The sequence below is a fragment of the Thiocapsa roseopersicina genome (assembly GCF_900106925.1).
Taxonomy (GTDB): Bacteria; Pseudomonadota; Gammaproteobacteria; order Chromatiales; family Chromatiaceae; genus Thiocapsa; species Thiocapsa roseopersicina.
On the sequence record NZ_FNNZ01000009.1, the window covers coordinates 137495 to 163784 of the forward strand.

The window sequence follows — 26290 nt, forward strand, 5'->3', positions numbered from 1 at the left end:
GCCCGGGAAGGGCTGGACAGGGACGACCGGCATGCCGCAGGCACAACAGGCAACGGACGAGAACACCCACGCCTTTATTCAATGGCGATCGTGCAACGGCCTGTCGTTGACCCAGGCCGCGGCGGCACTGGGTTTGACTACCCGCACGATCAGCGCCTACGGCACCGGGGCACGTCCGGTGCCGCGTTACATCGCACGGGCGTGCCGCGGGTGGGAGGCCGGGCGGCGGCAGGGATGATTGTTGGGGGTGTCCGGCGACGACGACGGCGACGACCCGTTCGCCTTACTTGCGCCAAAACCGCGGCGTAAAGAGGATCAGGAGCGAGAAGATCTCTAGCCGCCCGAGCAGCATGGTGAAGCTCAAGACCCAGATCTCGTAGTCGGTGAGGCTCTGATAGTTGGTGGCCGGGCCGACTTGTCCGAGGCCCGGACCGGCGTTGTTGATGCAGGCGATGACGGCCGTGAAGGCGGAGATGAAGTCCAACCCGCCGAAGATCAGCAGGAAGGTCAGCCCGACGATGCTCATGGCGTAGAGAAACATGAAGCCGAGAATGGCGAAGACCACCTGGTTCGGGATCTGAATGCCGCCCACCGTGACGGGTGCGGCCATGGTCGGATGGATCAGACGGCTGATCTCGCGCGAGCTCTGACGCGTCAGGATCAGGGTGCGGATCATCTTGATGCCGCCGCCGGTGGAGCCGGAGCTGGCGGTCACGCAGGAGAGGAAGAGCATCCAGAAGGGCACGAAAATGGGCCATTGCGCATAGTCGACACTCACGAAGCCGCAGTCGGTCGCGATGCTGATCAGATTGAAGCTCACCTCGCGCAGCGCGGTCAGGGCATCGCTGTAGGTGCCGACGATCAAGAGATAGAGGGTGCAGCCCAAGGTGCTGACCAGCAGGACAGCCAGCACGCCCTTCGCCTCGGCATCGCGCCAATAGGCGCGCAGGCTGCGCGCCCGCCAAGCGGTGTAGTGGGTTGCGAAGTTGAGCGCGGCGATCACCATGAAGACGATGATCACCACCTCGATGAGCGGTGAGTGGAAGGCACCGATGCTGGCGTCGCGGGTCGAGAAGCCGCCGAGCGAGAGTGTCGAGAAGGCATGGCAAACGGCGTCGAACCAGTCCATGCCGGCCAGTTTGAGCGCAATGACGCAGGCGATCGTGATCCACAAATAGATCGTCCAGAGGATGGTCGCGGTGTCGGCGATGCGCGCGGTGAGCTTGGTGTCCTTGATGGGGCCGGGCACCTCGGCGCGCAGCAACTGCATGCCGCCCACTCCCAGGAGCGGCAGGATGGCGACGGCCAACACGATGATCCCCATGCCGCCCAGCCAGTTGAGCGTGTGTCGCCAGAGATTGATGGACGGCGCGACCTGATCGAGCCCGACCATGACCGTCGCGCCGGTGGTGGTGAGCCCGGACATGGTCTCGAAGAAGGCGTCGGTGAAGCTTAACTGCTCATGCAGCATGAGCGGCACGGTGGCGATCGCGGCCGTCAGGGTCCAAGCCGCGGCGACCAGGATGAAGCCGTCGCGGGACTTGAGCTCGCGAAGATGACGGCGCGTCGCGATGACCAACAAGGCGCCGACGCCGACGCACGCGAGCAGGCTTGTCACGAAGGTCGCAAAAGTCCCGTCGCGGTAGACGAGAGCGCAGCCGATGGGCAGCAGGTAGGTCAGGCTGAAGACCAGCAGCAAGCGTCCGAGCGCGTTGATGACCGACGGCAGGCCGGACATCAGAAGAATCCAAAGCCCACTTGGAAATAACGCTCGACCTTGGGGACCAGCGATTTGTTGATCAGAAAGAGGATGATGTGGTCTTCCGCCTCGATGACGCGATCATGATGCGCGATGATGACCTCGCGACGATCCGCGCGACCCGGCTCGGGACGCGGCCCGCGCACGATGGCCCCGACCGTGACCCCGGCCGGAAGATCCAGCGTGTCGATGCGCCGCCCGATGACCTTGGATGTCCCGCTATCGCCGTGGACGACCAACTCCATCGCCTCGGCCGCCCCGCGACGCAGGCTATGCACACGAGCGACATCGCCGCGTCGGACATGGGCCAGCAGTGAGCCGATCGAGATCTGCGCGGGCGAGATGGCGATATCGATGCGATCGGCCTGCACCAGGTCGGCATAGGCGCGCCGGTTGATCAGGGCCAGCACCCGTCGCGCCCCCATGAACTTGGCGAGCAATGCAGAGAGGATGTTGTCCTCGTCGTCGTTGGTGAGGGCGAGAAAGATGTCCATGTCCTCAATCCCCTCCGACGCAAGCAACTGCTCGTCGGTCGCATCTCCGATGAGCACGAGCGCGCGATCGAGGGCTGCGCCCAAGGTCTTGGCGCGGTCTTCGTTGGACTCGATGATCTTGATCTGGAAGCGGCCCTGTGTCGCAGTCGCAAGACGTTCGCCGATGTTGCCGCCGCCGGCGACGAGGATGCGTCGCGTCGGCCGCTCGCGGCGGCGCAGCTCGCTCATCACCTGACGGATATCGCGGGTCGCGGCCAGACAGAAGACCTCGTCGCCGGACTCGATCAGGGTGTCGCCGTCGGGGATGATGGGTTGATCGCCCCGGTAGATCGCGGCGATTCGCGCGTCCAGGGTCGGGATATGGCGACGCAGGTCGGACACCGGGCGACCGACCAGGGGACCGCCGGCGAAGGCGCGCACCGCCACCAGACTGACCAACCCGTCGGCAAACTCCAGCACCTGGAGCGCCTCGGGAAACTCGAGCAGCTTGACGATATAGTCGGTGACGATCTGCTCGGGGCAGAGACTGAAGTCCACCGCGAAGTTTTTCGCGTCCAACAAATGGGGATAACGACCGTAGTCGGCCGAGCGCAACCGAGCGATCTTGGTGGGCGTGTTGAAGAGTGTCGCCGCGGTGCGGCAGGCACAGAGATTGGTCTGATCGCTTTGCGTGACTGCGACCAGCAGCTCCGCGTCGGCCATACCGGCGCGCTCGAGCACGGCCGGCAGGGCGGCATTGCCGACGACAATCCTCAGATCCAGGCGGTCCTGAAGACGCGCCAGTCGCGGCAGGTCGGTGTCGACCACCGTGATCTCGTTGTCCTCCGAGACGAGGCTTTCGGCGACCGAGCTGCCGACCTGGCCGGCACCGAGGATGACGATTTTCATGCGATTGGGCCGCCTCCATCAAGATCTGGAATACCCAGCCCGGTCGGACTGCTCTTTCACCGACCGACCGGCGCGTACCAGGGTTCGGCGACGATTGGCCCGACCCGACGGCGGCAGCTTATTCCGACTTGGACCGCGCGAGATAATCCTCGAAAGCCGGGCTCGCGACACCCCGCAGCCCGTCGCCCTCGCGAACGATGAAATAGGCTGCGATCCCCCGGGATGCGGCGAGTGCCGGCGCGCGCTGCTCGCCGAGGACCATGAACGCGGTGGCAAGCCCGTCGACGACGATCGCGCGCTCGCCTACGACGGTCGCAGACCCCAGTTTGCGCTCGATCGGAGCACCCGTCGCGGGATCGATCTCGTGTGAATAGCGTTTGCCGTCCTTCACGAAGAAGTTGCGATAGTCACCCGAGGTCGAGATGGCCTGCTCGGAGACCGGGACGATCAGGTGCACGGCGCGTTGGTCCGGCAGTGGCTCCTCGATCGCGATGGCCCAGGGTTGGCCCTTGGGGTTGAGCCCCTTCGCGCGGATGGTGCCGGCCACCGCAACCATGTAATCGGCCACCCCCCGCACATCGAGATCCGCCGCGACCCGGTCCGCACCGTACCCTTCCCCGAGCGCGGAGAGATCGATGTAGACATCCCCCCGGACCTTGCGCAGGGCCGGCGGAGAGGCGCGCAGCTCCAGCTTGCGCCAACCGACGCGTTCACGCGCGGCCTGAATCTGCTCGGGGGTCGGCAGCTCGTCAGGTCGTGCCTCGGGTCCGAATCCCCAGAGGTTGACCAAGGGGCCGACCGTGATATCGAAGGCACCGTCGCTCAGGGCAGCGATGCGCTGGCCTTCCGCGATCACGTCATGAAGCTCGGGCGAGATGGGGATCCAATCCGTGCCGGGATTCGCGTTGAGGCGGGACAGCTCGGAGGTCGGCTCGTACGTCGAGATCTCGGCGATCACCTTATCGAGGACCGACTCCACCTCGAGCTTCAGCGCATCCGTGGTCATCCCGAGCGGAGGGCGGGCGACCTTGACCGAGTAGTAGGTGCCCATCGTCGGTCCTTCGATCTCGATCGAAGGGACTGCACGCTCGCCGCAGCTGGCCAGGAGCAACGCGCACGAGACCGGAAGGAGCTTCCAGACGCGCATGCCGGAAAGACCCATACAAATCACCTCGTGAAGGAAGAACTGCTCGTGAAGACGGGCGTGACCGCCCGGTCTACAACCTGAACACCTCGCCCCCGAACCGACGGCGCGATTGTGGCACCCGCTCCGAAACACTTGCCGACTCGCGACGCGTGGGCATACCCCGGCTGCGAACACCGCGACCGAGCTCCAAACGGCATCGGCCCCACAGCTCGGTATCGAGTATCTTTCTCACACAGGAGCCGGATATCCTGCCGCCCGGCGTCGTGAAGCTGCCCTGAATCGGAGCCAACCTCAAGCGCCTGCTGGTGATCAGCAGTGCCGCGCGGATTCGCTATGTACTGGTCCTGTTTGCGGTGCTCGGCGGGATTGCGGCCTTCGGTCTGGTCGGACTTTTCATTGGAGCCATCGTGATCGCGATCCTGCTTGCCGTCTAGCCCGAATGGATCGCCGAGCCGACGTCCGGAGGCTGAGATTCGGCCGACGTCCGTGTCCCCGTTGCGCCAACCTGGTATAGGCCGCCGCCAACAGCCGGAGCACGAGGACGGCCGACCGATTCTTCCTTGCAGGTCGACAACCCGCATCGCGAGCGGCGTGACTCAAGGCAGGGTGTTGCCTGCCTCGGCACCTTCTTTGGGAACCGTCAGGAGGTCCGCGCGGCTGATACCGAGCATGATCACGGTGGCGGTCGCGACGAAGATGGTCGAATAGGTTCCGACTACGACGCCGATGATGAGCGCGAGCGAGAAGCCGCTGAGTGCCTCTCCGCCGAACGCGTAGAGCGCGATCAAGACCAGCAGCGTTGTTCCGCCGGTGATAACCGTTCGCGACATGGTTTGGTTGACCGCCATGTTGGTGATTTCAATCGCAGTCTCCTTGCGCACCTTGCGGAAACTCTCACGGATGCGGTCAAAGATCACGATGGTGTCGTTCAGAGAGTAGCCGATAACGGCGAGAACCGCAGCCAATACCGTCAGATCGAACGGAATCTGAAAAAGCGAGAAGATCCCGACGACGAAAAAGGCATCATGCAGGGTAGCCGCGACGGCACCGACGGAGAAACGCCACTCGAAGCGCACTGCTACGTAGATCAGGATACCGATGAGGGCGAAGAGCACCGCAAGACCGCCTTGCTCCCGAAGCTCCTCGCCGACCTGGGGTCCGACGAACTCGACGCGACGCAGCTCGACCTGTCCTTCGACGGCGTCGCTGAGTGCCTTGAAGACCTCCTCGCTCAATTGCGCTCCGGCCTCTTCGCCCTCCTGCGGTGCGAGTCGGATCAGGACGTCGGTGCGTGCACCGAAATGCTGAATGGTCGCGCCGGTAAAGCCTTTCGCCTCGAGCGCGGCGCGAACGTCGCTCAGCTCGGCGGGGTTTTGATACCCCACCTCGAGCACGGTACCGCCGGTGAAGTCCAGACCGAGATTGAACCCGCGTATCAGGATCGACAGGAGGAAGATCAGCATCAACGCCCCGGACAGGATAATCGCCGGTCGGCGCATGCCCATGAAGTCGATGTTCAGCTCGTTGATGACACCTAGGTCTCTCATCGAAATCGCCCTTGATTTAGGGCGCTCTCGACATCGAGCGCCCTGGATTGTGATCGTCATTGGTTAAATCGCGTTAGGCGCGGCGTGCATCGTTTCAGCGTGCTGATCGGCTAGCCATCCATCCCCAAGGTTCGGAGAGGAACGCGATTTAAGTCCTTAACCCGTTTTCACTTGAACCGCGCAACGCCGAGACCTCGGGCGGACTCGACGGCGCACCCCGCACCGGGGCAGCGAGCCCCCGCCAAGGACGCGGTTCAAATGGCCAACTTCTTCACGCGCCGTCCACCGTAGATCAGATTGATCAGGGCACGCGAGGCGAAGATGGCGGTGAACATCGAGGTCAAGATACCGATGACCAGTGTCACGGCAAATCCCTTGATCGGCCCGGTGCCGAAGCTGAACAAGACGACGGCGGCAATAAGGGTCGTGACGTTCGCGTCGACGATACTCGAGAGCGCCTTGTCGAAGCCGGCATGGATACAGGCTTGCGGCGAGCTTCCGTTGCGGATCTCTTCGCGTATTCGCTCGTAGATAAGGACATTGGCATCGACCGCCATACCGACGGTCAGGACGATCCCGGCGATTCCGGGCAAGGTCAGGGTCGCCTGCAACATCGACAGGATCGCGACGATCATGATGACGTTCGCGACCAGGACGACATTCGCCACCAAGCCGAAGACGCGGTAATAGAGCGCCATGAAGAGCAGGACCAGCGCCAAACCCACCATCACGGACATAAAGCCCTGATCGATGTTGTCTTGGCCGAGACTGGGCCCGATGGTGCGCTCCTCGACGATCTGAATCGGCGCGGCCAAGGCGCCCGAGCGCAGCAAGAGCGCAAGGTCATGCGCCTCGTTGCTGCCGTCCAAACCGGTGGTCTGGAAGCGACGCCCGAAGGGCTCGCGGATCGTCGCAACGCTGATGACCTCCTCGACCTTGCGGGTGCGCTTAACCGCCTCGCCGTCGACGACCTCGGTGGTGGTCACGTTCTCGATGAAGACGACAGCCATCGGCTTGCCGACGTTTTCGGTCGTGACATCCCGCATACGTCGGGCACCCTGCCCGTCCAGGTTCACGAAGACTGCCGGGCTTCCGGACTGACCGTCGAATCCGGCCGATGCGTCCGTGATCTGGTCACCGGTCACGATGACCCGGCGGTTGAGCAGGATCGGCGTGCCGTCGCGCTCGCGGTAGAGCCGGCTCCCGACGGGGACGCGGCCATCGAGGGCATCGGCAACGCTGTGCTCGGTGTCGACCAGGCGATACTCGAGCGTCGCCGTCGCGCCAAGCAGCTCCTTGAGACGCCCCGGATCCTGTGCGCCGGGCAACTGGACGACAATGCGACGATCGCCCTGGCGCGCGATGCTGGGCTCGGCCACCCCGAGTGCATTGACGCGATTGCGCAGGGTCGTAATATTCTGCTGCAACGCGAAGGAGCGGATCTCCTCCTGTTGGGCCGGCGGCAAGCTCGCCGCGATCGCGAAGTTGCCGCCTTCGTCGAGGGGCTGGATATCCAGATCCCGGAACTCGTTGCTCAGGGTCCGTTGGGCCTCGTCGCGCGTCGCTGCATCGTTGAATTTAACCAGGATGCGCGAGCCCTCGCGCGCAACGGTCAGATAGCGGATCTTGCGGTCGCGCAGCTCGGTGCGGAAGTCGCCGACGTAGCGCTCGAGCGCTTGGTCGAGGGCGGCATCCATATCCACGTCGATCACGACATGGATACCGCCGCGCAGATCGAGCCCCATCGACATGGGGCTGAGGCCGAGAAACCGCACCCAACCGGGCAGGTCGGCCGATAGGGTCAGCGCTGTGCGGTAACGCTCCGAGAGGCTCCGCTCGATCGCCTCCTGCCCCGCCAATTGATCGGCCGAGGAGGCGAACCGTACCAAGAGCTTACCGCCTTCGCGTGTCTCGATGTCCTTGAACGGCGCACCGGCGGTCTCGAGTGCGGCCCGCACCTCGGCGACACTGGCCTCCGTCACCTCGGAGCCGCGCGCGGCCGTAATCTCGATCGACGGGTCCTGAGAGAAGAGGTTCGGAACCGCAAGGAGCAAAGCGCCGAGTATGACGCCGAGGATCAGGAGATTCTTCCACAAGGGGTATTGATTCATTGCAATTCCAGTCGCAACAGCGGGCGCGATCGGGGATGGGCCGGACACCGGCCGGCGCCAAAGAGGGCGCCCGCGCCCTGATCCGGAGGAGTCCGGTCAAGACGCCGCGGCGCACGCGGCGCCGCGGCCGAGGTGCGGGCGAAGGGCTTACAGGTCTTTCAGCGTTCCTTTAGGCATCACGGACTCGACCGAGCTGCGCCGGATCTTCACCGCGACACCGTCGGCGATATCGAGCAGCGCAAAGTTGTCCCCGATGTCGGCGATACGCCCGGCGATGCCGCCGATCGTCACGACCTCGTCACCCTTCGCCAAGGACTCCACCATCTTGCGGTGCTCCTTCTGGCGCTTGGACTGCGGACGGATCAGAAGAAAATAGAAGACGACCGCAAAGAGTACCAGCGGGAGCATTGCCAAAAAGGGGTCACCCGCACCGGCACCGGCAGCGGCCTCGCCTTGAGCGACGGCATCGGAGATCAGGAAGCTCATCATTCATTGCCTATGGTCTGGGGATCGCGCGGTCGCGACCCGACGGTTAGTAACGAGGATGGGGCCCGCAAAGGCCGCTCAACCTCCGGAAAACTCGGCGCCGAATTATGGCATAGCGCGGAGCAAGTTGCAGCGTCGGGCAAGGCGTGTCGATCGCGACGGGCATGATTCGTCGATCGGCCCGACGTCGCCGCGGACCTTGGCCTCATGAGTATGCGTCCTGGTTCAAGCTGGATCGGGCGTTGCGCGCAGCGCTTCGAACTCGCCGACAAAGGCGGCGTAGCGGCCTGCGGCGATGGCCTCGCGCAGGCCGCGCATCAGGGTTTGGTAGTAATGGAGATTATGGATCGTCTGCAGGCGCGCCCCGAGGATCTCTTTGCACTTGTCCAGGTGGTGCAGATAGGCGCGGCTGTAATGGCGGCAGCAGTAGCAGTCGCAGAGCGGATCCAACGGCCCCTCGTCGGTGCGATTTGCGGCGTTGCGGATCCGGACCTTGCCTTGGTGTGTAAAGAGGTCGCCGTTGCGGGCGTTGCGGGTCGGCATGACGCAGTCGAACATGTCGATACCGCGCCCGACGGCGGCGACGATGTCCTCCGGTGTCCCGACACCCATCAGATAACGGGGCCGATCCGTCGGTAGCCTATCGCTGAGAAAATCGAGGATGCACAGTCGCTCGGCCTCGGTCTCGCCGACCGACAAGCCGCCGACGGCATAGCCGTCGAAACCGATGGTCATGAGTCCGTCCAAGGATTCGGCACGCGGCCGCTCGTGCATACCGCCTTGGACGATGCCGAAGAGGGCCGATGGATTATCGCCGTGGGCCTCGCGCGAGCGCGCCGCCCAGCGCAGCGAGAGCGCCATCGAGGCCCGCGCTTGCGCCTCGTCGGCCGGATAGGGCGTGCACTCGTCGAAGATCATGACGATGTCGGAGCCGAGCTCGCGCTGGACCTGCATGGAGATCTCGGGACTGAGAAAGACCGGACTGCCGTCGACCGGCGAGCGGAAGTGCACGCCCTCCTCCGTGATCTTGCGCAGCTCGCCCAGACTGAACACCTGAAACCCACCCGAATCCGTAAGGATGGGCCGCTCCCAGTGCATGAAGCCATGCAGATCGCCGCAGCGGCGGATGATCTCGGTGCCGGGACGCAGCATCAGATGGAAGGTATTGCCCAGAACGATCTCGGCGCCGAGATCGGTCAGCTCCTCCGGGGTCATGGCCTTGACGGTCCCGTAGGTCCCGACCGGCATGAAGGCCGGGGTCTCGACCGTCCCGCGCGCGAAGCTCAAACGACCGCGCCGGGCCAATCCATCGACGGCCAGGAGATCAAAGTCCATGCGTACTTACCTCGGGTCGCGCTGCGGCTCGGTGTCGAGCCAATTCAGAAATTGATGAAGGGTCGTCACCGTCAGAGCCGGCGGTGCAAGCTCGTCCGGCCAGTTCCGACCGTAGCGATTGACCCAGACCGCGGTCATCCCGACCGCCCGTGCCCCTTCGACATCCATCCAGGGATCGTCTCCGAGGTGCAGGCACTGGCTCGGCGCACAGCCGGCGTGCTCGAGTGCACGGATGAAGAGCGCCGGATGGGGCTTGGCGGCACCCGCATCCGCGGCCGTGATGCTGCGCTCGAACAACCCGCGCAGCGGCGTCGCCTCGGGGTTGGCGGTGCCGTTGGTGAGCGACACCAAGCGGTAACGCTCGGACAGCGTCCGCAGAACCGGAGCCACGTCCTCGAACGGCTCGACCCGATTGCGGTGCTCGTCGAAGAGCGCCAGCGCCTCCTCGGCCAGCCCGACCGCGTAGTCGAACGACTCCAGCAGCATGGCCAAGGAGCGACGGCGGATCTGACCCAGGTCGTGCGCGATCTCGGGCATGGCGTCCATCAGCTCGCGACGGTGCCGGCGCATGCTGGTCAGGTCGTGGGCCTCGGCCAGACGCGGCGCATGCCGGTGCAGCCAGTCGTGGAAAACCTCCTCGGCCGCTTGGATCACGGGCACGCAGGGCCAGACGGTGTCGTCCAGGTCCAGGGTGATGAGACGAAAGGATGAATCGGGCATGACGCTATCCTGCACCGCTCGCGCCGATTCGTCGACCGCGATCACTTGGCCAGGAGGGCAGCATGGCGCGCACGCAGCTTGGCCAGCTTGGGCGAGATGACCACCTGACAGTAACCTTGTCCCGGATTGCGGCGGTAATAATCCTGATGATACGCCTCGGCGGGATAGAAGGCCGGGGCGGGCTGGACCTGCGTCACGATGGGGTCCGACCAAACGCCTTCGGCGTTCAGCCGCGCGATCAGCCGCTCCGCGATCTCGCGTTGCGCATCCGAATGATAAAAGATCACCGAGCGGTACTGGCTGCCGACATCCGCACCCTGCCGGTTCAGGGTCGTCGGGTCGTGAATCGTGAAGAAGACCTCGAGGAGTGTCTCGAAGTCGATCCGGGTGTCGTCGAAGCCGACCTGGACCACCTCGGCATGGCCGGTCGTGCCCGTGCAGACTTGATGGTAAGTCGGCTGCGCGCCGGGGCCTCCGGCATATCCGGAGATCACGGACTGCACCCCCTCGACGCCCTGAAAGGCCGCCTCCAAGCACCAAAAGCACCCGCCGCCGAGTGTCGCTGTTTCTATCGCCATCTCTTGTCTCCCGTTGTGCTTGGTAACCGCGCCGTGCCGCACGGCGAGGCCGTGTCGAACCGACCGCCCGTTTCGACCCGACTCGCAGAGACAATTGGGGGCGCGGCCGATCCCGCACCAGCCTTGTCCGGAAATCGGCGTTTCGGACCGGATTCGAGGCCATCAAGCAGGTGCCTTGATGAAGGGGTTGACAAGAGAAACAGTAAATAAGAAACTGATGATGTACTGAAGCTCCGTGCTTCGGTGCACTCCTCCATCCTCCTTTGGTGGTAACTTCTGAGCGCGACGCCCGTCGCGCTTTTTTTTTGCCCTCCCTTGGCCTACCGGTGTCGCCGGACGAGCGCGCTCACGAGCGCTCGGAGCGCGGCGAAGGTCCACCCGGCAGTCCGCCGCCGAGTTTGAGCGCGTTGCGGATCCCCTCGGTCACATCCGCGCGATGCACCGAGTCGCTACCGAGCGCGCGGGCGAGTCCATCCGCGATCATGGCGTCGATGGCCTGCTCGGCACGGAGCCAGTCGGTATCCGCCCCGCCGGGAGCGAAACCGCGATGCTCGGCCAGAAAATAGGCCGCGATCTCGACCATCTTGCGGCGCTCGTCCGTGGTCGGCGCGCCGGGCGCCTGTAAGTTCGTCGGGTGCATCGACCGAAACCCCTGGTGTCGCCCGATCCGGGCTGTTCGTCATGTCCCGATTATGCCATCGAGCCGGGTGCGGCGAGGTATGGCCGGCTTGGGTAAAAAATCCACGGTCGAGCGATGGCGAACGGCGCGGTACCATGCGCACCTCGGGACGGCGCGCGATCGCACGCCACCCGATCTGATTACACCGGCCGTCACGAGGATGCTTCCATGGGCTCAGCAACGCCTTCCTTTTTCCGGAGGGCCCTCATCGCCTTCACCAGCTTCAAACGTATCTTGAAGGATCCGGGCTTCGCCCGCGCCGTCGGACTGCTCGCCAAGGGCGAGGGCGAGCACGCCATGGCGCGACCCGCCGCACCCGCGGCAGTGCCGCCGGCGAGCGCGGCACCGGATTCGGCCTTGCTCTTGCTCGGTCTACTGCAAAAACAGGGACGCCTGATCGATTTCCTGAAGGAGGACATCAAGGGCGCATCCGATCAGGAGATCGGCGCCGCCGCGCGGATCGTTCATCAGGGCTGTCGAGATGTCCTGAACGCACATCTGAAGATCGCCCCGGTGCGCGAGGAGCCCGAGGGCAGCCGCGTCACCCTGTCACCCGGTTTCGACCCCTCGGCGAATCGACCGACCGGCAACGTCCTCGGGGATCCGCCGTTCCATGGCACGCTCGTGCATCGCGGTTGGCGGGTAGTGGAGATGGATCTCCCCAAGACCACCGGCGGACATGACCTACGCATCCTCGCCGCCGCGGAGGTGGAGCTGTGAGTCACTATCGCTACGCCGTCGGCATCGATCTGGGGACCACCCATTGCGCCCTGTCGTTCGTGGATTCGGACAAGAGCGAGGGCGAGAACATCGTCCAGGGTCTCGTCTCCATCCCGCAGCTGATCGGGCCGGGCTCCGTCGAGGCGCGCCCCCTGCTGCCGTCCTGTCTCTATCTGCCTCATCCCGACGAGCTCAAGGCCGCTGACCTGGGCCTGCCCTGGCAGACCGACGTCACCCGCATCTGCGGCGAGATGGCCCGCAACCAGGGCACCACGACGCCGATCCGTCTGGTCTCGAGTGCGAAGAGCTGGCTGTGTCATCCGGACGTCGACCGCAAGTCCGCGATCCTGCCGGCCGGTGCACCGGACGAGATCCCGCGGATCTCGCCCTTCGATGCGACCGTGCACTATCTCGCCCATCTGCGCGATGCCTGGAACGGGCAGTTTCCGTACGACCAGCTGAGCCGCCAAGAGGTCACGGTCACGGTGCCGGCATCCTTCGACCCGGCTGCGCGCGAACTGACCGCCGAGGCGGCCCGTGCAATCGGCATCGAGCACCTGGTCCTGCTCGAAGAGCCGCAGGCGGCGCTCTACTCCTGGGTGAACGACACCAAGGGCGCTTGGCGGCACGAGGTGCAGGTCGGCGACATCATCCTGGTGGTGGACGTCGGCGGCGGGACCACGGATCTGTCGCTGATCGCGGTCACGGAGCAGGACGGGGCGCTCGAGCTGACCCGGGTCGCCGTCGGCGAGCACATCCTGCTCGGCGGCGACAACATGGACCTGACCCTCGCCCATCTGCTGAAGCAGAAGCTGGCGAAGAGCGGTGTAGAGCTGGATCGCTGGCAGCTGCAGGCGCTGACGCACGGCTGCCGTATCGCCAAGGAGTCGCTGCTGGCCGATGCCGATCTGGAGAGCATCCCGGTCGTGGTCCCGAGCCGCGGCTCCCGTCTGATCGGCGGCAGCATCCGCACCGAGCTCACCCGCGAGGAGGTCCGCTCGACCCTGATCGAGGGTTTCTTCCCGGCGGTCGCCGCCGACAGTCGCCCGGCCGTCCGCGCGCGCGGCGCGATCACCAAGGTCGGCCTGCCCTATGCGCAGGATCCCGCCGTGACCCGTCATCTGGCCGCCTTCCTCGGCCGCCAGACCGGGGCGACCGAGGACCTGCAGGGCTTCGTGGCTCAGACGCCTGGCTCGAGCTTCCTGCATCCGACCGCCGTGCTCTTCAACGGCGGCGTCTTCAAGGCGCAAGTCCTCCAGGAGCGCGTGCTCGAGGTGCTCAACCAGTGGCTTAGCGCGGAGGATGCGCCCCCGGCCAGACTCCTCGACGCACGCGATCTGGACTTGGCCGTCGCCCGCGGGGCCGCCTTCTACGCCCATGTCCGGCGTCACGGCGGGGTGCGGATCCGCGGCGGCACCAGCCACTCCTACTACGTCGGTGTCGAGAGCGCCATGCCGGCCATCCCCGGCATGGAGCCCGAGATCCAGGCGCTTTGCCTGGTGCCCTTCGGGCTCGAAGAGGGGTCGGATCCGGTCGCGCCGCCGCAGGAATTCGGTCTCGTGGTGGGCGAGCAGGTGCGCTTCCGCTTCTTCGGCTCAAGCGTGCGGCGCGAGGACGAGGTCGGCGAGCTGCTGGAAGAGTGGCGCGAAGATGAGCTTGAGGAGCTCGCCGAGATCCAGACCGTCCTGCCCGCGAAGGATCACAAAAAGGGCGAGGTCGTCGCGGTCCGGCTTCAGGCCACGGTGACCGAGGTCGGCACCCTGGAGCTGACGGCGATCCCGGTCGACACACCGGACGAGCATTGGAACGTCGCCTTCAACACGCGCGGTGGCGGCTGACCGGGAGCCTCGATGCTGCGGAAATGCATGGCGCGCCGCCGGATGATTGCGCGGCTCACGGCCGTTCCGAACGGCGACGAGCAATGCATCGGCCGACTCTTGGTCTCCGGGGTGGCGCAGTGGAGCGGCGCCAAACCTGCGTGCGCCGATATTCGGCTCTCGCCTGATGGCCCCTTGCTCTCGGAGCTGGTTCAAGAAGATCGGGGATGATCTTGTTCGACTCCGTCAGCTCGGCTGCGGCGATGGTGCCTGCACGGCAACCGGACCTGCCGGCGCCGACCACAGCAGCAGATGCAGCTCCTCGAGCCCGTCGCGATGCGAGAGGAGCGCCCGCTTCTCCGCCGCGCTCAGGCTGTCCGGCCCCTCGTCCTGGAGCTGGAAGATCAGACCCTCGAGGTAATGCCTGCGCCGCCGGTTGGGGATCTCTTCCGGCAAGAGCGAGGCATGCAGCGCATAGGCGCAGGGATCGATGACTGCGCGATACCACAGATCCCCGACGATCTCCTCCGAGCCCCCTTCACCCGAACCGGCGTCCGCCGAGCACAGGGCGCTTCCGGTGTTCTTCATCTGCTCGGTAAGCAGCTCGAGGACGCGCGGCGGACTGTGCTCCTCGGGTGTCAGGAAGAGTCCGAGCGCCCTCGCCCGCTTACCCGGCCAGACCCGACTGGTCGCCATCGAGACCGGGATCGCGAGCAGGAGTCCGGCCAGCACAGGCGTGAACCACCAGAAGAAGGCCGGGACGTAATAATAGGTCAGCAGCCCTGCCCCGACCGCCAACAACGTATGTCCGCCGTGAGCCCCGATCGCCTCCGTCAACCCGGTCCCGTGATCGCCCCGCTGCTGCGGTGGCCAACCGACGACCTTGCGCAGCAGGATCGAGGCGACGAACTTGCTCTGAAAGAGCATGAGCACGGGTGCATAGAGGACCGACAGTAAACTCTCGAGCAGGACGCTGAGCGTGGCGCGCGCCAATCCGCCGTAGGCTGCGCCCAGGCGCGGACGCACGGCAAGCAGCACCAGGGCGAACAGCTTCGGCAGAAAGAGCATCGCCAGCGTCACCCAGAGGACCGTGGCCATCTCGACCACATAGGAGACGGGCCAGATCGGCAGGAGATAGTCCCCGAAGAAATAGACGGGCACATCCAGGCTGTTCAGATACGCCTGCACGCCCGTGAGCAGCAGAAACAGGAGCCACAGCGGCGAGGCCATGTAGGACATGACGCCCATCGCGAGGTGGACCCGATTCAAGGGCCTGAAGCCGCCCGCGAAGACGAGCCGGGCATGCTGGAGGTTGCCTTGGCACCAGCGCCGGTCGCGCTTGGCATAGTCGATCAGGGTCGGGGGGATCTCTTCGTAGCTGCCGCCCAAGTCGTCGGCGAGCCAGACCTTCCAGCCGGCGCGGCGCAGGAGTGCGGCCTCCACGAAGTCGTGACTCAGGATCTCGCCGCCGAACGGCTCATGACCGGGCAGCTCGGGCAGACCGCAATGGGCCGCGAACGCCTCGACCCGGATGATGGCGTTGTGTCCCCAGTAATTGCTGGTATCGCCCTGCCAGTAGCTCAGCCCGGCAACGAAGATGCGCCCGTAAAGGCTGCTGGCGAACTGCAGGACACGCGCGAACAGCGAGACCCGGTTGACCGGGACCGGCGGGACCTGGATCAGTGCCACGTCCGGATTGCGCTCCATGCGCGCGACCATCTCCACGAGGGTCTCGCCGGACATGAGACTGTCGGCGTCGAGCACGATCATGTACCGATAGCGCCCGCCCCATTGGCGACAAAAATCGGCCAGGTTGCCGCTCTTGCGGCTCTTGTTTTCGACCCGGTTGCGATAGAAGACACGCTCGGGGAGACCCGCCTCGACGGCCCACTTGCGCCATTGCAGCTCTTCTTCGACCCAGATGTCCGGGTCGCGCGTGTCGCTGAGCACGAAGATCTCGAAACCATCGGCCCGACCGGTCTCCTGAAGGGATCGGTCGATCGCACGCAAACCTGCGAAGACCCGCTCGGGGTCCTCGTTGTAGACAGGCATGACCAGGGCTGTCTTGAAACCTTTATCCTGCGCCTGCGCGGCACCGCGCGCGGTCGGTGGCGGATCCTCCTCCCGCACCAGCAGGCGGATGAAACCGATGGCGGCGGTCCAGAAGGAGGCGCTGATCCAGAGGATCAAGATCGCATAGAGCAGCAGGAGCGCGAACTCCAACGGGGTGATGCCGCCCTCTTGAAAGACGCCGCTGAGCAGGCTCATGGCGCCGAACGTAGTCAGCAACACCAGAGAAAAGAAGATGATCCGACGATAAACAGGGTCGGCACGCACTTGCGAGGAGACGCCCTTCATATGGTTTGTCCGAGACTCGCACGCCGCCGATGAAGAGATCCGGGGGGCGATCCGGGGCGCATCCCGCGCAGCCGGCGCGCGAGCCGCCGAAACAGACGATAACAGCAAGGATCGATGCGTTGCGTCGCCATGGCCAGAGGCGCCGGATCCGGAACGGGTGCGAGACTGCTGGCACGGATGCGCTCGCTGATCGGCCGATCGCCGGACTGATCTCCGGTTTGGAGCGTACGTCCCGACCAAACCCCGACCCAACCGGGAACCGCGCCGCCCAGGACAACCGCGCGGGCCACGCCCCGCATCGGTCCGGGGACATCCGGACCGAGCTCGGTCGCGAGCCACTCGTCGAGCAGCTTGGACGCCTCCTCGATGCCGGTCTCGACGGCGTCGGGCACCAGGCTTGTCTCCACCTGATGCTCGAAGCGCACGCGGATCGCCGTCATCAGGAGATCGAGATCGCGCGGGTCGCGAACCCCGAGCGCGCGCAGGTAACGGGCGACGCGCGGCGCCGCCTGCTCCCAGTCGGCCGGCGACGCTGCGACCGGCTCGCCGCCGTGGAGCGGCGCATGCAATAAATCAGCGAACCTTGCGCTCACTGCGGAATCCATTCGAAGCTCCAGGTCTCCGACAGCACGTCGTTCCCGTCATAGAGGAACCCGCGCAGCTCCGCCGTTCGGCCACGCTCGGGTGTCAGCTCGAAGAACAGGCGCCAACCGCCGGTTTCCGGGTTCTTTTGCGCGATCGGGGGAGACAGCTCGCCCGATGTGGTGGTGACGGTCGCCATGACCGGGGTCTCGGCCGGCAGCTTCGAGAGGCTCTCGCCGACGAAATCCACAACGAACTTGCGACGATCGGAATCCAGGACGTCCGTGCCGGCGGCACCGATGCGGGTCGCCAGGGTCCGTCCGCCGGTCAAACGCTCCTCCGGATCGGCGGAATATCTCAGGCGATAGGCAAACTCCATCTCGGCGCCCGCTTCGACGCGGCGCTCCGGCGTCCAGAAGGCGACGATATTGTCGTAGCGCTCCGAGTTGCTCGGGATCTCGACCACCTCCACCACGCCCTTGCCCCAGTCGCCGATGGGCTCGACCTGCGCGCTCGGGCGATTGTGGTAATGGGCCTCGAGGTCCTGATAGTGGGCGAAGTCGCGGTCGCGTTGCAGCAGACCGAACATCCGCGGATTCTCGACCTGGAAGGTACTGATGCGCAGACCGAGCGGATTGACCAAGGGGCGCCAGATGCGCTCGCCGGTCCCGGTCTCGATGATGAGTCCGTCCGAGTCATGCACCTCGGGGCGGAAATCATCCATGAACCGCTCGGTGAGCTCGCCGTGCATGAACATGCTGGTCAAGGGCGCAATGCCGACCTTCTCGACCGAGTCCCGGAAGTAGAGATGGTTCTTGACGTCCATGGTCGTCTCGAGACCGGGCTTGATCACGAACCGGTAAGCCCCGGACACGCTCGGGCTGTCCATGAGGGCATAGACCGTGATCTCGACGGCGTCCTCGGCAGGTTTTTCGATCCAGAACTCGCGAAACAACGGAAACTCTTCGCGGGTCGACAGGCCGGTATCGATTGCCAGACCGCGCGTGGTGATCCCGTAATTCAGATTCTGGGCCACCGCGCGGAAGTAGCTGGCACCCAGGAAGACCGCAACCTCGTCGAAGAGATCGTCGCGATTGATGGGGTAGAGCAGACGCAGACCCGCGAATCCCAAGTCGTGCGGGATCTGCTCGGGGACCGGATTCTTGCCGTAATCAAACAGCTCGGTCGAGAACTCGACCGGTGTGACCTCATTTCCGTCGATAAGATTGATGGTCACCCGGTCTTGGAACATGAATCCGCGATGGAAAAACTGGGCCTGGAACGGCAGCCCGTCACCGCGCCAAAGGGAATGATCCGGTCGAAAACGGATATCTCGGAAACCGTCGTAGTCCAGCGATGCGAATGCCTCGGGAAGCTCGGGCGCATCGCGTTGATAAGGCGCCTGCGCCAGCTCCGCGGCACGGCGCACGACGTTCGCAAAGGTGAAGGCACCGGGCACGCCGGCATCCTCCGGCGCCGCAGCGGGCTGGGCGACAGTCTCTCCCGCCAGCGTCATCGCAAAAGCGACGAGCAGGCCGGCGGAGATTCGTTTGAGGTCGCGAGATGGATTCATAGTCGGAAGCGCCAGGTTGTCCAGTGAGAGATGCCGGTCGAAGATCGTTAAAAAGGTAGCTCATGGCGGAATCGTCGGTGCCGGGCGCGGCGCCCGTGCGGCCAGGACAACCGCCATCGAGTGGCTCGGTTATCGGCCGCAACCGTGCATCGGGATCGTCGAGGATGGATTCGGATCGCTCGCCGCGGGCTCGCCGTCGACGCACGGCCTCCGCGGAGCGGACCGACCGACCCGCGGTGAGCACCGCGAAGGTGAGGATGACCCTGGCGTGCGACGCGGCATCGATCCGAAGCAAAAGGCCCCGGCTCCTTCTCCACCGCCATCAAGCAGGTCAATTTACACGCACATCTTAAGTGAGCGTCGGGTCCGCGTGAAGCCCCCCGAAAGAGGTCGCGACGCGTGTCATCCTCGCTCGGGTCAGACGCCGACATCGCCGCCGGCGCCGCGCCTTAGATGTCGGCCGCCACCACCTAGGGCTCGAGCCCGTAGGTGGCTATTGAAGCGGGTCGATTCGGGGGTACTCAGGATCGATTCGACGATTCCCGCGCAACCGATCACGCAACCGGTCAGGCCCTAAGGCTATACTCGCGCCCGGCCAGCGTCATCCGCGACGTTGGGCCAGGGTAGCCGGAAGGGTCGTCGTGCGCTCCGCCGGCACTCGCTTCCCCGATCTCGAAGGCCCTGCTCCACCATGATTGCACTGCGCACAACCATCAGCCGCACGACCTGGAAACGTTTCCTCGAAATGCTCGCCATGCTGGCGCGCTCGGAGGTCGGCGGCAAAGCGAAGCTGCTGTTCGCCTTGTTGATCCTGCTTCTGTTCGGCATGAACGGCTTGAATGTGCTCAACAGCTACGTCGGCCGGGATTTCATGACGGCCATCGAGAACAAGGACATGGGCGGTTTCAGCCACTTCGCCCTCCTCTACGTCGGCGTGTTCGCGCTCTCAACCCTGGTCGCGGTCTATTTTCGCTACAGCGAGGAGCGCTTGGGTCTGGTCTGGCGCACCTGGCTGACGGGGCGGGCCGTGGAGCGTTATCTCGACAATCGGACCTATTTTCGCCTGCAGGACACGGGGGATCTGGCCAACCCGGATCAACGCATCAGCGAGGATATCCGCTACCTCACCGCCACGACGCTCTCTTTCGTGCTCCTTTTGCTCAACGCGAGCTTCACGGTGATCGCCTTCTCGGGCGTCATGTGGAGCATCAGCCCGCTCCTGTTCGTCGTGGCCGTTTCCTATGCCGCGCTGGGCTCGTTCATGACGGTGCTCCTCGGCAAGCCGCTGATCCGTCTGAATTACGACCAGCTCGACAAGGAGGCGAACTTTCGCTCGCGCCTGATCCATGTCCGCGAGAACGCAGACTCCATCGCGCTCCTGCGACGCGAGGCCAGACTGAAATACCAGCTGCTCGAGCGCCTCGCCGATCTGACGACGAATTTCCAACGCATCATCCTGGTGAACCGCAACCTCGGATTCTTCACCACCGGCTACAACTACATGATCCAGATCATCCCGGCCCTGGTCGTCGCCCCCTTGTTCATCAAGGGCGACGCCCAGTTCGGGGTCATCGCCCAATCCGCGATCGCCTTCGCCCACCTGCTCGGCGCCTTTTCGCTGATCGTCACCCAGTTTCAGTCGATCTCGGCCTATACGGCCGTGATCGCACGTCTGGCGGGGCTGCGCGAGGCGATGGGCGAGGACCAGCCCCCGGGGGCACCGAACATCGAGATCTGCAACGACTGCGACCGCGTTGCATTCGACGCACTGACGCTGCGCTCGCCGCGCAGCGGGCGCGACCTGGTCAATGCCTTGTCCGCCTCGGTCCCGCGCGGCAAACGCCTCTTGATCATCGCCCCGAACGAGTCGGCCAAGACGGCCCTGTTCCGCGCGACCGCCGGACTTTGGGACGCCGGCGAAGGGCGCATCCTGCGCCCGAACGACCGAGCCCTCATGTTCCTTCCGGAGCGGCCCTATCTCCCGCCCGGAACGCTGCGGCAGCTGGTCACGCCAAGCGACTCCAACGGCTCCTTCACCGACGAGCGCATCCTCGCGACCTTGCGGGCGCTCAAGCTCGAGCCCGCGCTCGTTCGGGCGGGCGGGCTTGACACGGAGCGCAACTGGAACGAGCTGCTCTCGCTCGGCGAGCAACAGCTTCTGGCGTTCGCGCGGGTGATCCTCGCCGAGCCCGCCTTCGTCATGCTCGACCACCCGACCCGGGCGCTGAGCGAATGCCAGATCGACGAGCTGCTCGCGATGCTGCGCGAGCGCGGGATGACCTACATCACGCTCGGCGACGAGGACGACGACCCCGCCGCCTACGACGAGGTGCTGTCGGTCGCTCAGGACGGCACCTGGAGCTCGCAGACATGAGCAAACCCCCAACCGAGATACGCAGCGATTCGCCGTCGCGGGACTTCCTATGGGGGGCCGCGACCTCGGCCTACCAGATCGAGGGCTCTCCGCTCGCCGACGGGGCGGGGCCGAGCATCTGGCATCGCTTCGCCAACACGCCCGGTCGCGTCTTGAACGGCGACACCGGGGATATCGCCTGCGACCACTACCGGCGCTGGCACGAGGATGTCGCCTTGATGGCGGCCCTCGGTGTGAACGCCTATCGCTTCAGCGTGGCCTGGGCGCGGATCCTCCCCGAGGGCACCGGGCGGGTGAATCAGGCGGGCCTGGATTTCTACCGATGCCTGGTCGATGCGTTGCTGGAGCAGGGGATCGAGCCCATGCTTACCCTTTACCACTGGGATCTCCCCGAGGCACTCGACACGCGGGGCGGCTGGGCGAGCGACGCCAGTCCGGGGTGGTTCGCGGATTATGCGCAGGTCCTGTATCGCGCCCTCGGCGACCGGGTCCGCCTCTGGATCACATTGAACGAACCCTGGGTCATCACTGCAGGCGGCTATCTCTACGGCGACCTGGCCCCCGGGCATCGCAGCCTGCACGAGACGCCGATCGTCGCGCACAACCTGCTGCGCGCCCATGCCGCGGCCTTGGCGAGCGGTCGTGCCGAGGGGATCGAGCGCATCGGGCTTGCCGTCAACCTCGAGCCGCAGTATCCGGCGAGTCCATCGGCGGAGGACATCGGCGCGACGGCACACCGCGACGCCTTCATCAATCGCTGGTTTCTCGACCCGGTCTTCCTCGGCCGCTACCCCGCGGAGATGGAAACCATCTTCGGCAGCGCTTGGCCGCGGCACAGTCCAAGCGAGCTGGACGCTTTGCGCGCCCCGCCGGACTTCATCGGCGTAAACTATTACTCGCGCTCGGTCGTGCGCGCGGATCCGACCGAGCAGCCTGTTGGCGCCCGCCGTGTGCGCCAAGACGCACGCCCGCACACGGCGATGGACTGGGAGGTCTACCCGCAAGGGCTGACCGACATCCTCCTCTGGATTCAGGGACGTTACGGCAACCCGCCGGTCTACATCACGGAGAACGGCGCGGCCTTCGACGACCCGCCGCCGGTCGCGGGTCGTCTGCACGACCGGCAGCGCGTCGCCTATCTACGCACCCATCTGCGCGCGGCCTCCCGTGCGCTGCGCCGAGGCGTCGATCTGCGCGGCTATTTCGCCTGGTCGCTGCTGGATAATTTCGAGTGGAGCTACGGCTACGCGAAGCGCTTCGGCCTCGTCCACGTCGATCCCGTTGATCGGCAACGCCTGATCAAGGACAGCGGTCGATTTTATCGCGACGCGATTCGCCGTTACGGCCGCGGCCCGCGGCACGGCGACCTGAGCGCGCGGGACTGATTCGGCTCGGGCCGCGTCGCGCGGGATCTTCGATCGCGACCTTCGGATGGGATCTCGCGATCACCGGCCCAAAAACGCCGGGGCGCGACGCCCGGGGTACACTAGCCCTCGGCCGCTGAGTCGTACCCGGAACGAACACCGCTGCAGGAAGAAATCAGGCATGGCGAAAAAGCCGACTGGATCCAAGCCAACCGGATCGAAAAAGGACGCCGCACGTCGCGGCGCATCCAAGCACACCGCACCCAAGTCCGCGACAACGAGCCGTCCACTGCCTGCGGGCGAGGCACAGGTCGCCGCGGTCGGCTTGGGCTCGTCCGTGCCGGATCAGGGCGTATCGCCCCCGGCAGGCACGCCCGAGAGCAAGGCGCCCGAAACCGAGACCTCCCCTCCTGCGGTCTCGGCACACACTCCCCGGACAACCGCCGCCGCGCAGCCTCAGACCGACTCAGCGCCGACGCAGGCGCCGGCTGCGGCACGCCTACCGGGCGGATCGACCGCAGGCGGCGAGACGTCGCCCGAGCCCGAACCGAAGACCGAGCCTAAGCCCGAGCAGGCGACACCGCCGGCCCGCAGCTCGACGCCCGCGGACTCTTCGGCACCGCCGCCCATGCGACCCCGACCGACGCGCGACCCGGAGCCGGCGTCCAAGCCCGCGCAAATGCCCTTAGCGGAACCCGAGCCGGTGCCCGAGAAACCATTGGCGCCTCCGCCCGAGCCGAAGCTCGCATCCGTGCCCGAGCCGGAATACGAGCAGCCACGCGAGCCCGAGCCGATCCATGCGCCGGCACCGCCCGCGCCCGCGCGGCCGAGCCTCTTCATCGTCCACATCACGCCCGAGCTGGCCTCGGTCGCCAAGGTCGGCGGGCTGGCCGACGTGGTCTTCGGTCTGAGCCGGGAGCTTGCGATCCGCGGCAATCATGTCGAGATCATCCTGCCGATGTACGCGACCCTGCGGCACGATCAGATCTTCGAGATGCACGAGGTCTACAAGGATCTCTGGGTCCCCTGGTACGACGGCGCCATCCACTGCACGGTCTTCTTCGGCTTCGTGCACGGGCGCAAGTGCTTCTTCATCGAGCCGCACTCGCCGGAGAACTTCTTCAACCGCGGCAGCATTTACGGCTTCAAGGACGACGTCCTGCGCTACGCCTTCTTCTCGCGTGCCGCGATGGAGTTCCTCTGGAAGGCGGGCAAGCATCCGGACGTGATCCACGTGCACGACTGGCAGACCGCCTTGGTCCCGGTGTTCCTCTACGAGTTTTATCAGCCGCTCGGGATGACCCATCCGCGGGTCTGCCTGACCATCCACAACTTCGCCCATCAGGGGGTCACGGGCGTGGAGATCCTGCACGCGACCGGACTGCACCGGCCGGAACGCTTTTTCAATCAGGACCGGATGGCCGACAACACCTACCCCAAGGCACTGAATCTGCTCAAGGCCGGGATCGTCTATTCCAATTTCATCACCACGGTCTCGCCGCGCTACGCCTTCGAGACCAAAGACCAAGGCCAGGGCTTCGGCTTGGAGCCGACCCTGCATACCCATCAGATGAAATACGGCGGCGTGGTCAACGGGATCGACTACGACATCTGGAACCCCGAAGTCGACCACCAGATCCCAGTGCGCTACAGCGTCGAGAGTATCGACGGCAAGTACGACAACAAGCGTGCCTTGCGGCATCGCCTGATGCTCGCCGACAACGAAAAGCCCATCGTCGCCTTCATCGGCCGACTCGACCCGCAAAAGGGTCTTGATCTGGTGCGTCACGCCATCTTCTACACGCTGGAACGCGGCGCCCAGTTCGTGCTGCTCGGATCCAGCCCGGATGAGCGTATCAACGGCGATTTCTGGGGCCTTAAACGGATGCTCAACGACAGCCCCGACTGTCATCTCGAGATCGGCTTCGACGAGGATCTCTCCCACCTCATCTACGCCGGGGCGGACATGATGCTGGTACCGAGCCGCTTCGAGCCATGCGGCTTGACCCAGCTGATCGCCCTGCGCTACGGCACCGTGCCGGTGGTCAGGGAGGTCGGCGGGCTCGCCGACACCGTCTTCGACAAGGACTATTCGCACCGTCCGCTGCACGAGCGCAACGGCTATGTCTTCCGCGATTTCGACAATGCAGGCTTGGAGTCGGCGCTGGGGCGCGCCATCGCCTGCTATCACAACCATCCCGAGCACTTCAGAGACTTGATGAAGAACGGGATGCGCAGCGACTATTCCTGGAACACGCCCGGCCAGGATTATCTCAACATCTACGACTATATCCGCGAAGGCTGAACGTCCGCCCGACGGCCTCGTCCAAGCCCCCAATCCGCCGCGCCGAGACGCGGCAAGGAGCGCATCGGCTCGATGAAGATCTACAATCTATTTCCCCGGCTTGCCGGACATTTCAAGGACTGGACGCCTCACATCGAGCGGGCGTCCCGCATGGGTTTCGACTGGATCTTCGTCAACCCGATCCAGGTGCTCGGCCAATCCCGGTCCCTCTACTCGATCGCGGATCATTTCGCGATCAACGCGACCTTCGCCGCCCCGGAGACGGGTCGGACCGCGGAGGAGCAGGTTCGAGCCATGGTCGCGGAGGCCGATCGGCTGGGTCTGGGCATCATGATCGATCTCGTAATCAATCATTGCGCCAAGGACTCCCGACTGGTGCACGCGCACCCGGAGTGGTTCGTGCGCGACGGTAACGAGGTCGCCAGCGCCTTCTGTGTCGAGTCCGACGGCAACCGCGTCGTTTGGCACGACCTCGCGCAATTCGACCACCGCGGCTCGCCCGATCGCGAGGGTCTCTTGGCCTATTGCATCGAGATGGTCGAGTACCTGATCGATCTGGGATTTCGCGGCTTCCGCTGCGACGCGGCCTACCAGATCCCGAGGCCGGTCTGGGAGCATCTGATCACTCACATCTGCAAGGCGCATCCGGACGCCGTCTTCGTCGCCGAGACACTGGGCTGCTCGCCGGAGCAGACGCGCGAAACGGCCGCCGCCGGATTCGACGCCATCTTCAACAGCTCCAAATGGTGGGACTTCGAGGGCGGATGGCTGCTCGAGCAATACGAGCAGACGCGCCGGTTGGTCCCCTCGATCAGCTTCCCGGAGAGCCACGACACCGAGCGGCTCTTCCACGAGTCCGGCGGCAACCCCAATGCCATGAAGCAGCGCTATCTGTTCGCCGCGCTCTTCTCGACCGGCGTCATGATGCCGATCGGTTTCGAGTACGGTTTCAAACGCCGGCTCGACGTCGTGAACACCCGCCCGGAGGACTGGGAGGGCACGCACCTCGATCTCACCGCCTTCATTGCCGAGGTCAACCGGATCAAAGACCGTTTCCCGGTCTTCCGGCAGGAGGGACCGATCGAGCGGCTCCATCATCCGAATCCGGCCATCCTCCTGCTCCGCAAAGGGTCCGACACGGGCCGCGACACGGCATTGCTCGCCCTGAACAAGGATCCCTGGAATCAGCAGCACCTGCGGATCGACGACATCTGCCAGGTCGCCCGCTCCCCGGACCCGTTGCTGGACGTCTCGCCCGAGTCACCCATGGACCAAATCCCGACCCCCTTCGAGCTCGAGCTCGGACCCGGCATGGGACGTGTCTGGGTGACCCCGGCGATCAGCTCCGAGGGCGACTCCATCGCCCGACAAGTCTCGGCCGACGACAGAGCGCAGGTCGCTTAAACCGCGGCCGGCAAGGCATGGAGGGTGCGTGGCGCGAGCCGGCAGCTCG

At 65.2% G+C, this 26290-nt stretch carries 22 protein-coding genes; 9 read left to right on the forward strand and 13 right to left on the reverse strand.

All coding sequences use genetic code 11. The features are described 5' to 3' along the window. Positions 1 to 31: 31 nt before the first annotated feature. A complete protein-coding gene (locus tag BLV04_RS11440) occupies positions 32 to 238 on the forward strand; it encodes a hypothetical protein (RefSeq protein WP_217633690.1) in 207 nt (68 codons plus the stop codon). Positions 239 to 283: 45 nt separating this feature from the next. On the opposite strand, the gene BLV04_RS11445 is transcribed toward BLV04_RS11440, so the two are convergent. The 3 genes from BLV04_RS11445 to BLV04_RS11455 form a co-directional block, all read right to left on the reverse strand. Beyond that, a complete protein-coding gene (locus BLV04_RS11445; protein ID WP_175534599.1) occupies positions 284 to 1738 on the reverse strand; it encodes a TrkH family potassium uptake protein in 1455 nt (484 codons plus the stop codon). Beyond that, positions 1738 to 3141, reverse strand: coding sequence for a Trk system potassium transporter TrkA (gene trkA / locus BLV04_RS11450; RefSeq protein WP_093031729.1), 1404 nt, complete (start codon positions 3139 to 3141; stop codon positions 1738 to 1740). The genes BLV04_RS11445 and trkA overlap by 1 nt, the downstream gene beginning before the upstream one ends. Before the next feature lie 118 nt (positions 3142 to 3259). Beyond that, the gene (locus BLV04_RS11455; RefSeq protein WP_245731852.1) at positions 3260 to 4303 is read right to left on the reverse strand and encodes an FAD:protein FMN transferase; all 1044 of its coding nucleotides are present in this window, start codon (positions 4301 to 4303) and stop codon (positions 3260 to 3262) included. Positions 4304 to 4593: 290 nt separating this feature from the next. On the opposite strand from BLV04_RS11455, the gene BLV04_RS25885 reads away from it, so the two are divergent. Then, positions 4594 to 4722, forward strand: a complete 129-nt coding sequence (locus BLV04_RS25885; RefSeq protein WP_281241837.1) for a hypothetical protein — start codon at positions 4594 to 4596, stop codon at positions 4720 to 4722. 162 nt (positions 4723 to 4884) lie between these two features. On the opposite strand, the gene secF is transcribed toward BLV04_RS25885, so the two are convergent. From secF to BLV04_RS11490, 7 genes are all read right to left on the reverse strand, one after another. Continuing rightward, the gene (gene secF / locus BLV04_RS11460; protein WP_093031732.1) at positions 4885 to 5835 is read right to left on the reverse strand and encodes a protein translocase subunit SecF; all 951 of its coding nucleotides are present in this window, start codon (positions 5833 to 5835) and stop codon (positions 4885 to 4887) included. A gap of 254 nt (positions 5836 to 6089) precedes the next feature. Then, positions 6090 to 7946 (reverse strand): protein translocase subunit SecD, encoded by a 1857-nt coding sequence (gene secD, locus BLV04_RS11465; protein WP_093031735.1) that lies wholly within the window; start codon positions 7944 to 7946, stop codon positions 6090 to 6092. Between the two features lie 147 nt (positions 7947 to 8093). Beyond that, complete coding sequence (gene yajC / locus BLV04_RS11470; RefSeq protein WP_093031907.1) at positions 8094 to 8432, reverse strand: preprotein translocase subunit YajC; 339 nt, start codon at positions 8430 to 8432, stop codon at positions 8094 to 8096. 225 nt (positions 8433 to 8657) lie between these two features. Next, complete coding sequence (gene tgt / locus BLV04_RS11475; protein WP_093031738.1) at positions 8658 to 9767, reverse strand: tRNA guanosine(34) transglycosylase Tgt; 1110 nt, start codon at positions 9765 to 9767, stop codon at positions 8658 to 8660. Between the two features lie 6 nt (positions 9768 to 9773). Then, a complete protein-coding gene (locus tag BLV04_RS11480; protein WP_093031909.1) occupies positions 9774 to 10487 on the reverse strand; it encodes an HAD family hydrolase in 714 nt (237 codons plus the stop codon). Positions 10488 to 10528: 41 nt separating this feature from the next. Further along, a complete protein-coding gene (msrA, locus tag BLV04_RS11485; protein WP_093031741.1) occupies positions 10529 to 11065 on the reverse strand; it encodes a peptide-methionine (S)-S-oxide reductase MsrA in 537 nt (178 codons plus the stop codon). A gap of 346 nt (positions 11066 to 11411) precedes the next feature. After that, positions 11412 to 11705, reverse strand: a complete 294-nt coding sequence (locus BLV04_RS11490) for a DUF2934 domain-containing protein (RefSeq protein WP_093031744.1) — start codon at positions 11703 to 11705, stop codon at positions 11412 to 11414. Positions 11706 to 11912: 207 nt separating this feature from the next. Here BLV04_RS11490 and BLV04_RS11495 point away from each other — a divergent pair, with 207 nt between their 5' ends. The 3 genes from BLV04_RS11495 to BLV04_RS11505 are packed head-to-tail and all read left to right on the forward strand — an operon-like array spanning position 11913 to position 14512. Next, positions 11913 to 12464 (forward strand): DUF2760 domain-containing protein, encoded by a 552-nt coding sequence (locus BLV04_RS11495; protein WP_093031747.1) that lies wholly within the window; start codon positions 11913 to 11915, stop codon positions 12462 to 12464. Further along, positions 12461 to 14302, forward strand: coding sequence for an Hsp70 family protein (locus BLV04_RS11500; protein WP_093031750.1), 1842 nt, complete (start codon positions 12461 to 12463; stop codon positions 14300 to 14302). The genes BLV04_RS11495 and BLV04_RS11500 overlap by 4 nt, the downstream gene beginning before the upstream one ends. Before the next feature lie 12 nt (positions 14303 to 14314). Beyond that, the gene (locus BLV04_RS11505) at positions 14315 to 14512 is read left to right on the forward strand and encodes a hypothetical protein (protein ID WP_093031753.1); all 198 of its coding nucleotides are present in this window, start codon (positions 14315 to 14317) and stop codon (positions 14510 to 14512) included. Positions 14513 to 14527: 15 nt separating this feature from the next. On the opposite strand, the gene mdoH is transcribed toward BLV04_RS11505, so the two are convergent. Genes mdoH through BLV04_RS11520 form a run of 3 tightly spaced genes read right to left on the reverse strand, consistent with a single transcriptional unit; the run spans position 14528 to position 18794 of the window. Further along, positions 14528 to 16639: a glucans biosynthesis glucosyltransferase MdoH gene (gene mdoH / locus BLV04_RS11510; RefSeq protein WP_093031756.1), complete on the reverse strand. Its 2112-nt coding sequence runs from the start codon at positions 16637 to 16639 to the stop codon at positions 14528 to 14530. Continuing rightward, positions 16636 to 17232, reverse strand: coding sequence for a hypothetical protein (locus BLV04_RS11515; RefSeq protein ID WP_139191911.1), 597 nt, complete (start codon positions 17230 to 17232; stop codon positions 16636 to 16638). The genes mdoH and BLV04_RS11515 overlap by 4 nt, the downstream gene beginning before the upstream one ends. Continuing rightward, positions 17229 to 18794 carry an OpgD/OpgG family glucan biosynthesis protein gene (locus BLV04_RS11520; RefSeq protein WP_093031762.1) on the reverse strand — a complete coding sequence of 522 codons (1566 nt, stop codon included), beginning with the start codon at positions 18792 to 18794 and terminating at the stop codon, positions 17229 to 17231. The genes BLV04_RS11515 and BLV04_RS11520 overlap by 4 nt, the downstream gene beginning before the upstream one ends. A 691-nt stretch (positions 18795 to 19485) precedes the next feature. On the opposite strand from BLV04_RS11520, the gene BLV04_RS11525 reads away from it, so the two are divergent. From BLV04_RS11525 to BLV04_RS11540, 4 genes are all read left to right on the forward strand, one after another. Continuing rightward, complete coding sequence (locus BLV04_RS11525) at positions 19486 to 21168, forward strand: ABC transporter ATP-binding protein/permease (protein WP_093031765.1); 1683 nt, start codon at positions 19486 to 19488, stop codon at positions 21166 to 21168. Then, on the forward strand, positions 21165 to 22553 hold the full coding sequence (locus BLV04_RS11530) for a GH1 family beta-glucosidase (protein ID WP_093031768.1): 1389 nt from the start codon (positions 21165 to 21167) through the stop codon (positions 22551 to 22553). The genes BLV04_RS11525 and BLV04_RS11530 overlap by 4 nt, the downstream gene beginning before the upstream one ends. Positions 22554 to 22713: 160 nt before the next feature. Beyond that, positions 22714 to 24837 (forward strand): glycogen synthase, encoded by a 2124-nt coding sequence (locus tag BLV04_RS11535; RefSeq protein WP_245731853.1) that lies wholly within the window; start codon positions 22714 to 22716, stop codon positions 24835 to 24837. A gap of 72 nt (positions 24838 to 24909) precedes the next feature. Next, positions 24910 to 26241, forward strand: coding sequence for an alpha-amylase family glycosyl hydrolase (locus tag BLV04_RS11540; RefSeq protein ID WP_093031775.1), 1332 nt, complete (start codon positions 24910 to 24912; stop codon positions 26239 to 26241). Positions 26242 to 26290 lie beyond the last annotated feature (49 nt).

What these genes read in the sequence shown, in the direction of transcription:
- BLV04_RS11440 (WP_217633690.1), top strand. Translation starts at nt 32, where the DNA reads ATGCCGCAGGCACAACAGGCAACGGACGAGAACACCCACGCCTTTATT.
- BLV04_RS11445 (WP_175534599.1), bottom strand. Translation starts at nt 1,738, where the DNA reads ATGTCCGGCCTGCCGTCGGTCATCAACGCGCTCGGACGCTTGCTGCTG.
- trkA (WP_093031729.1), bottom strand. Translation starts at nt 3,141, where the DNA reads ATGAAAATCGTCATCCTCGGTGCCGGCCAGGTCGGCAGCTCGGTCGCC.
- BLV04_RS11455 (WP_245731852.1), bottom strand. Translation starts at nt 4,303, where the DNA reads ATGGGTCTTTCCGGCATGCGCGTCTGGAAGCTCCTTCCGGTCTCGTGC.
- secF (WP_093031732.1), bottom strand. Translation starts at nt 5,835, where the DNA reads ATGAGAGACCTAGGTGTCATCAACGAGCTGAACATCGACTTCATGGGC.
- secD (WP_093031735.1), bottom strand. Translation starts at nt 7,946, where the DNA reads ATGAATCAATACCCCTTGTGGAAGAATCTCCTGATCCTCGGCGTCATA.
- yajC (WP_093031907.1), bottom strand. Translation starts at nt 8,432, where the DNA reads ATGAGCTTCCTGATCTCCGATGCCGTCGCTCAAGGCGAGGCCGCTGCC.
- tgt (WP_093031738.1), bottom strand. Translation starts at nt 9,767, where the DNA reads ATGGACTTTGATCTCCTGGCCGTCGATGGATTGGCCCGGCGCGGTCGT.
- BLV04_RS11480 (WP_093031909.1), bottom strand. Translation starts at nt 10,487, where the DNA reads ATGCCCGATTCATCCTTTCGTCTCATCACCCTGGACCTGGACGACACC.
- msrA (WP_093031741.1), bottom strand. Translation starts at nt 11,065, where the DNA reads ATGGCGATAGAAACAGCGACACTCGGCGGCGGGTGCTTTTGGTGCTTG.
- BLV04_RS11490 (WP_093031744.1), bottom strand. Translation starts at nt 11,705, where the DNA reads ATGCACCCGACGAACTTACAGGCGCCCGGCGCGCCGACCACGGACGAG.
- BLV04_RS11495 (WP_093031747.1), top strand. Translation starts at nt 11,913, where the DNA reads ATGGGCTCAGCAACGCCTTCCTTTTTCCGGAGGGCCCTCATCGCCTTC.
- BLV04_RS11505 (WP_093031753.1), top strand. Translation starts at nt 14,315, where the DNA reads ATGCTGCGGAAATGCATGGCGCGCCGCCGGATGATTGCGCGGCTCACG.
- mdoH (WP_093031756.1), bottom strand. Translation starts at nt 16,639, where the DNA reads ATGAAGGGCGTCTCCTCGCAAGTGCGTGCCGACCCTGTTTATCGTCGG.
- BLV04_RS11520 (WP_093031762.1), bottom strand. Translation starts at nt 18,794, where the DNA reads ATGAATCCATCTCGCGACCTCAAACGAATCTCCGCCGGCCTGCTCGTC.
- BLV04_RS11525 (WP_093031765.1), top strand. Translation starts at nt 19,486, where the DNA reads ATGATTGCACTGCGCACAACCATCAGCCGCACGACCTGGAAACGTTTC.
- BLV04_RS11530 (WP_093031768.1), top strand. Translation starts at nt 21,165, where the DNA reads ATGAGCAAACCCCCAACCGAGATACGCAGCGATTCGCCGTCGCGGGAC.
- BLV04_RS11535 (WP_245731853.1), top strand. Translation starts at nt 22,714, where the DNA reads ATGGCGAAAAAGCCGACTGGATCCAAGCCAACCGGATCGAAAAAGGAC.
- BLV04_RS11540 (WP_093031775.1), top strand. Translation starts at nt 24,910, where the DNA reads ATGAAGATCTACAATCTATTTCCCCGGCTTGCCGGACATTTCAAGGAC.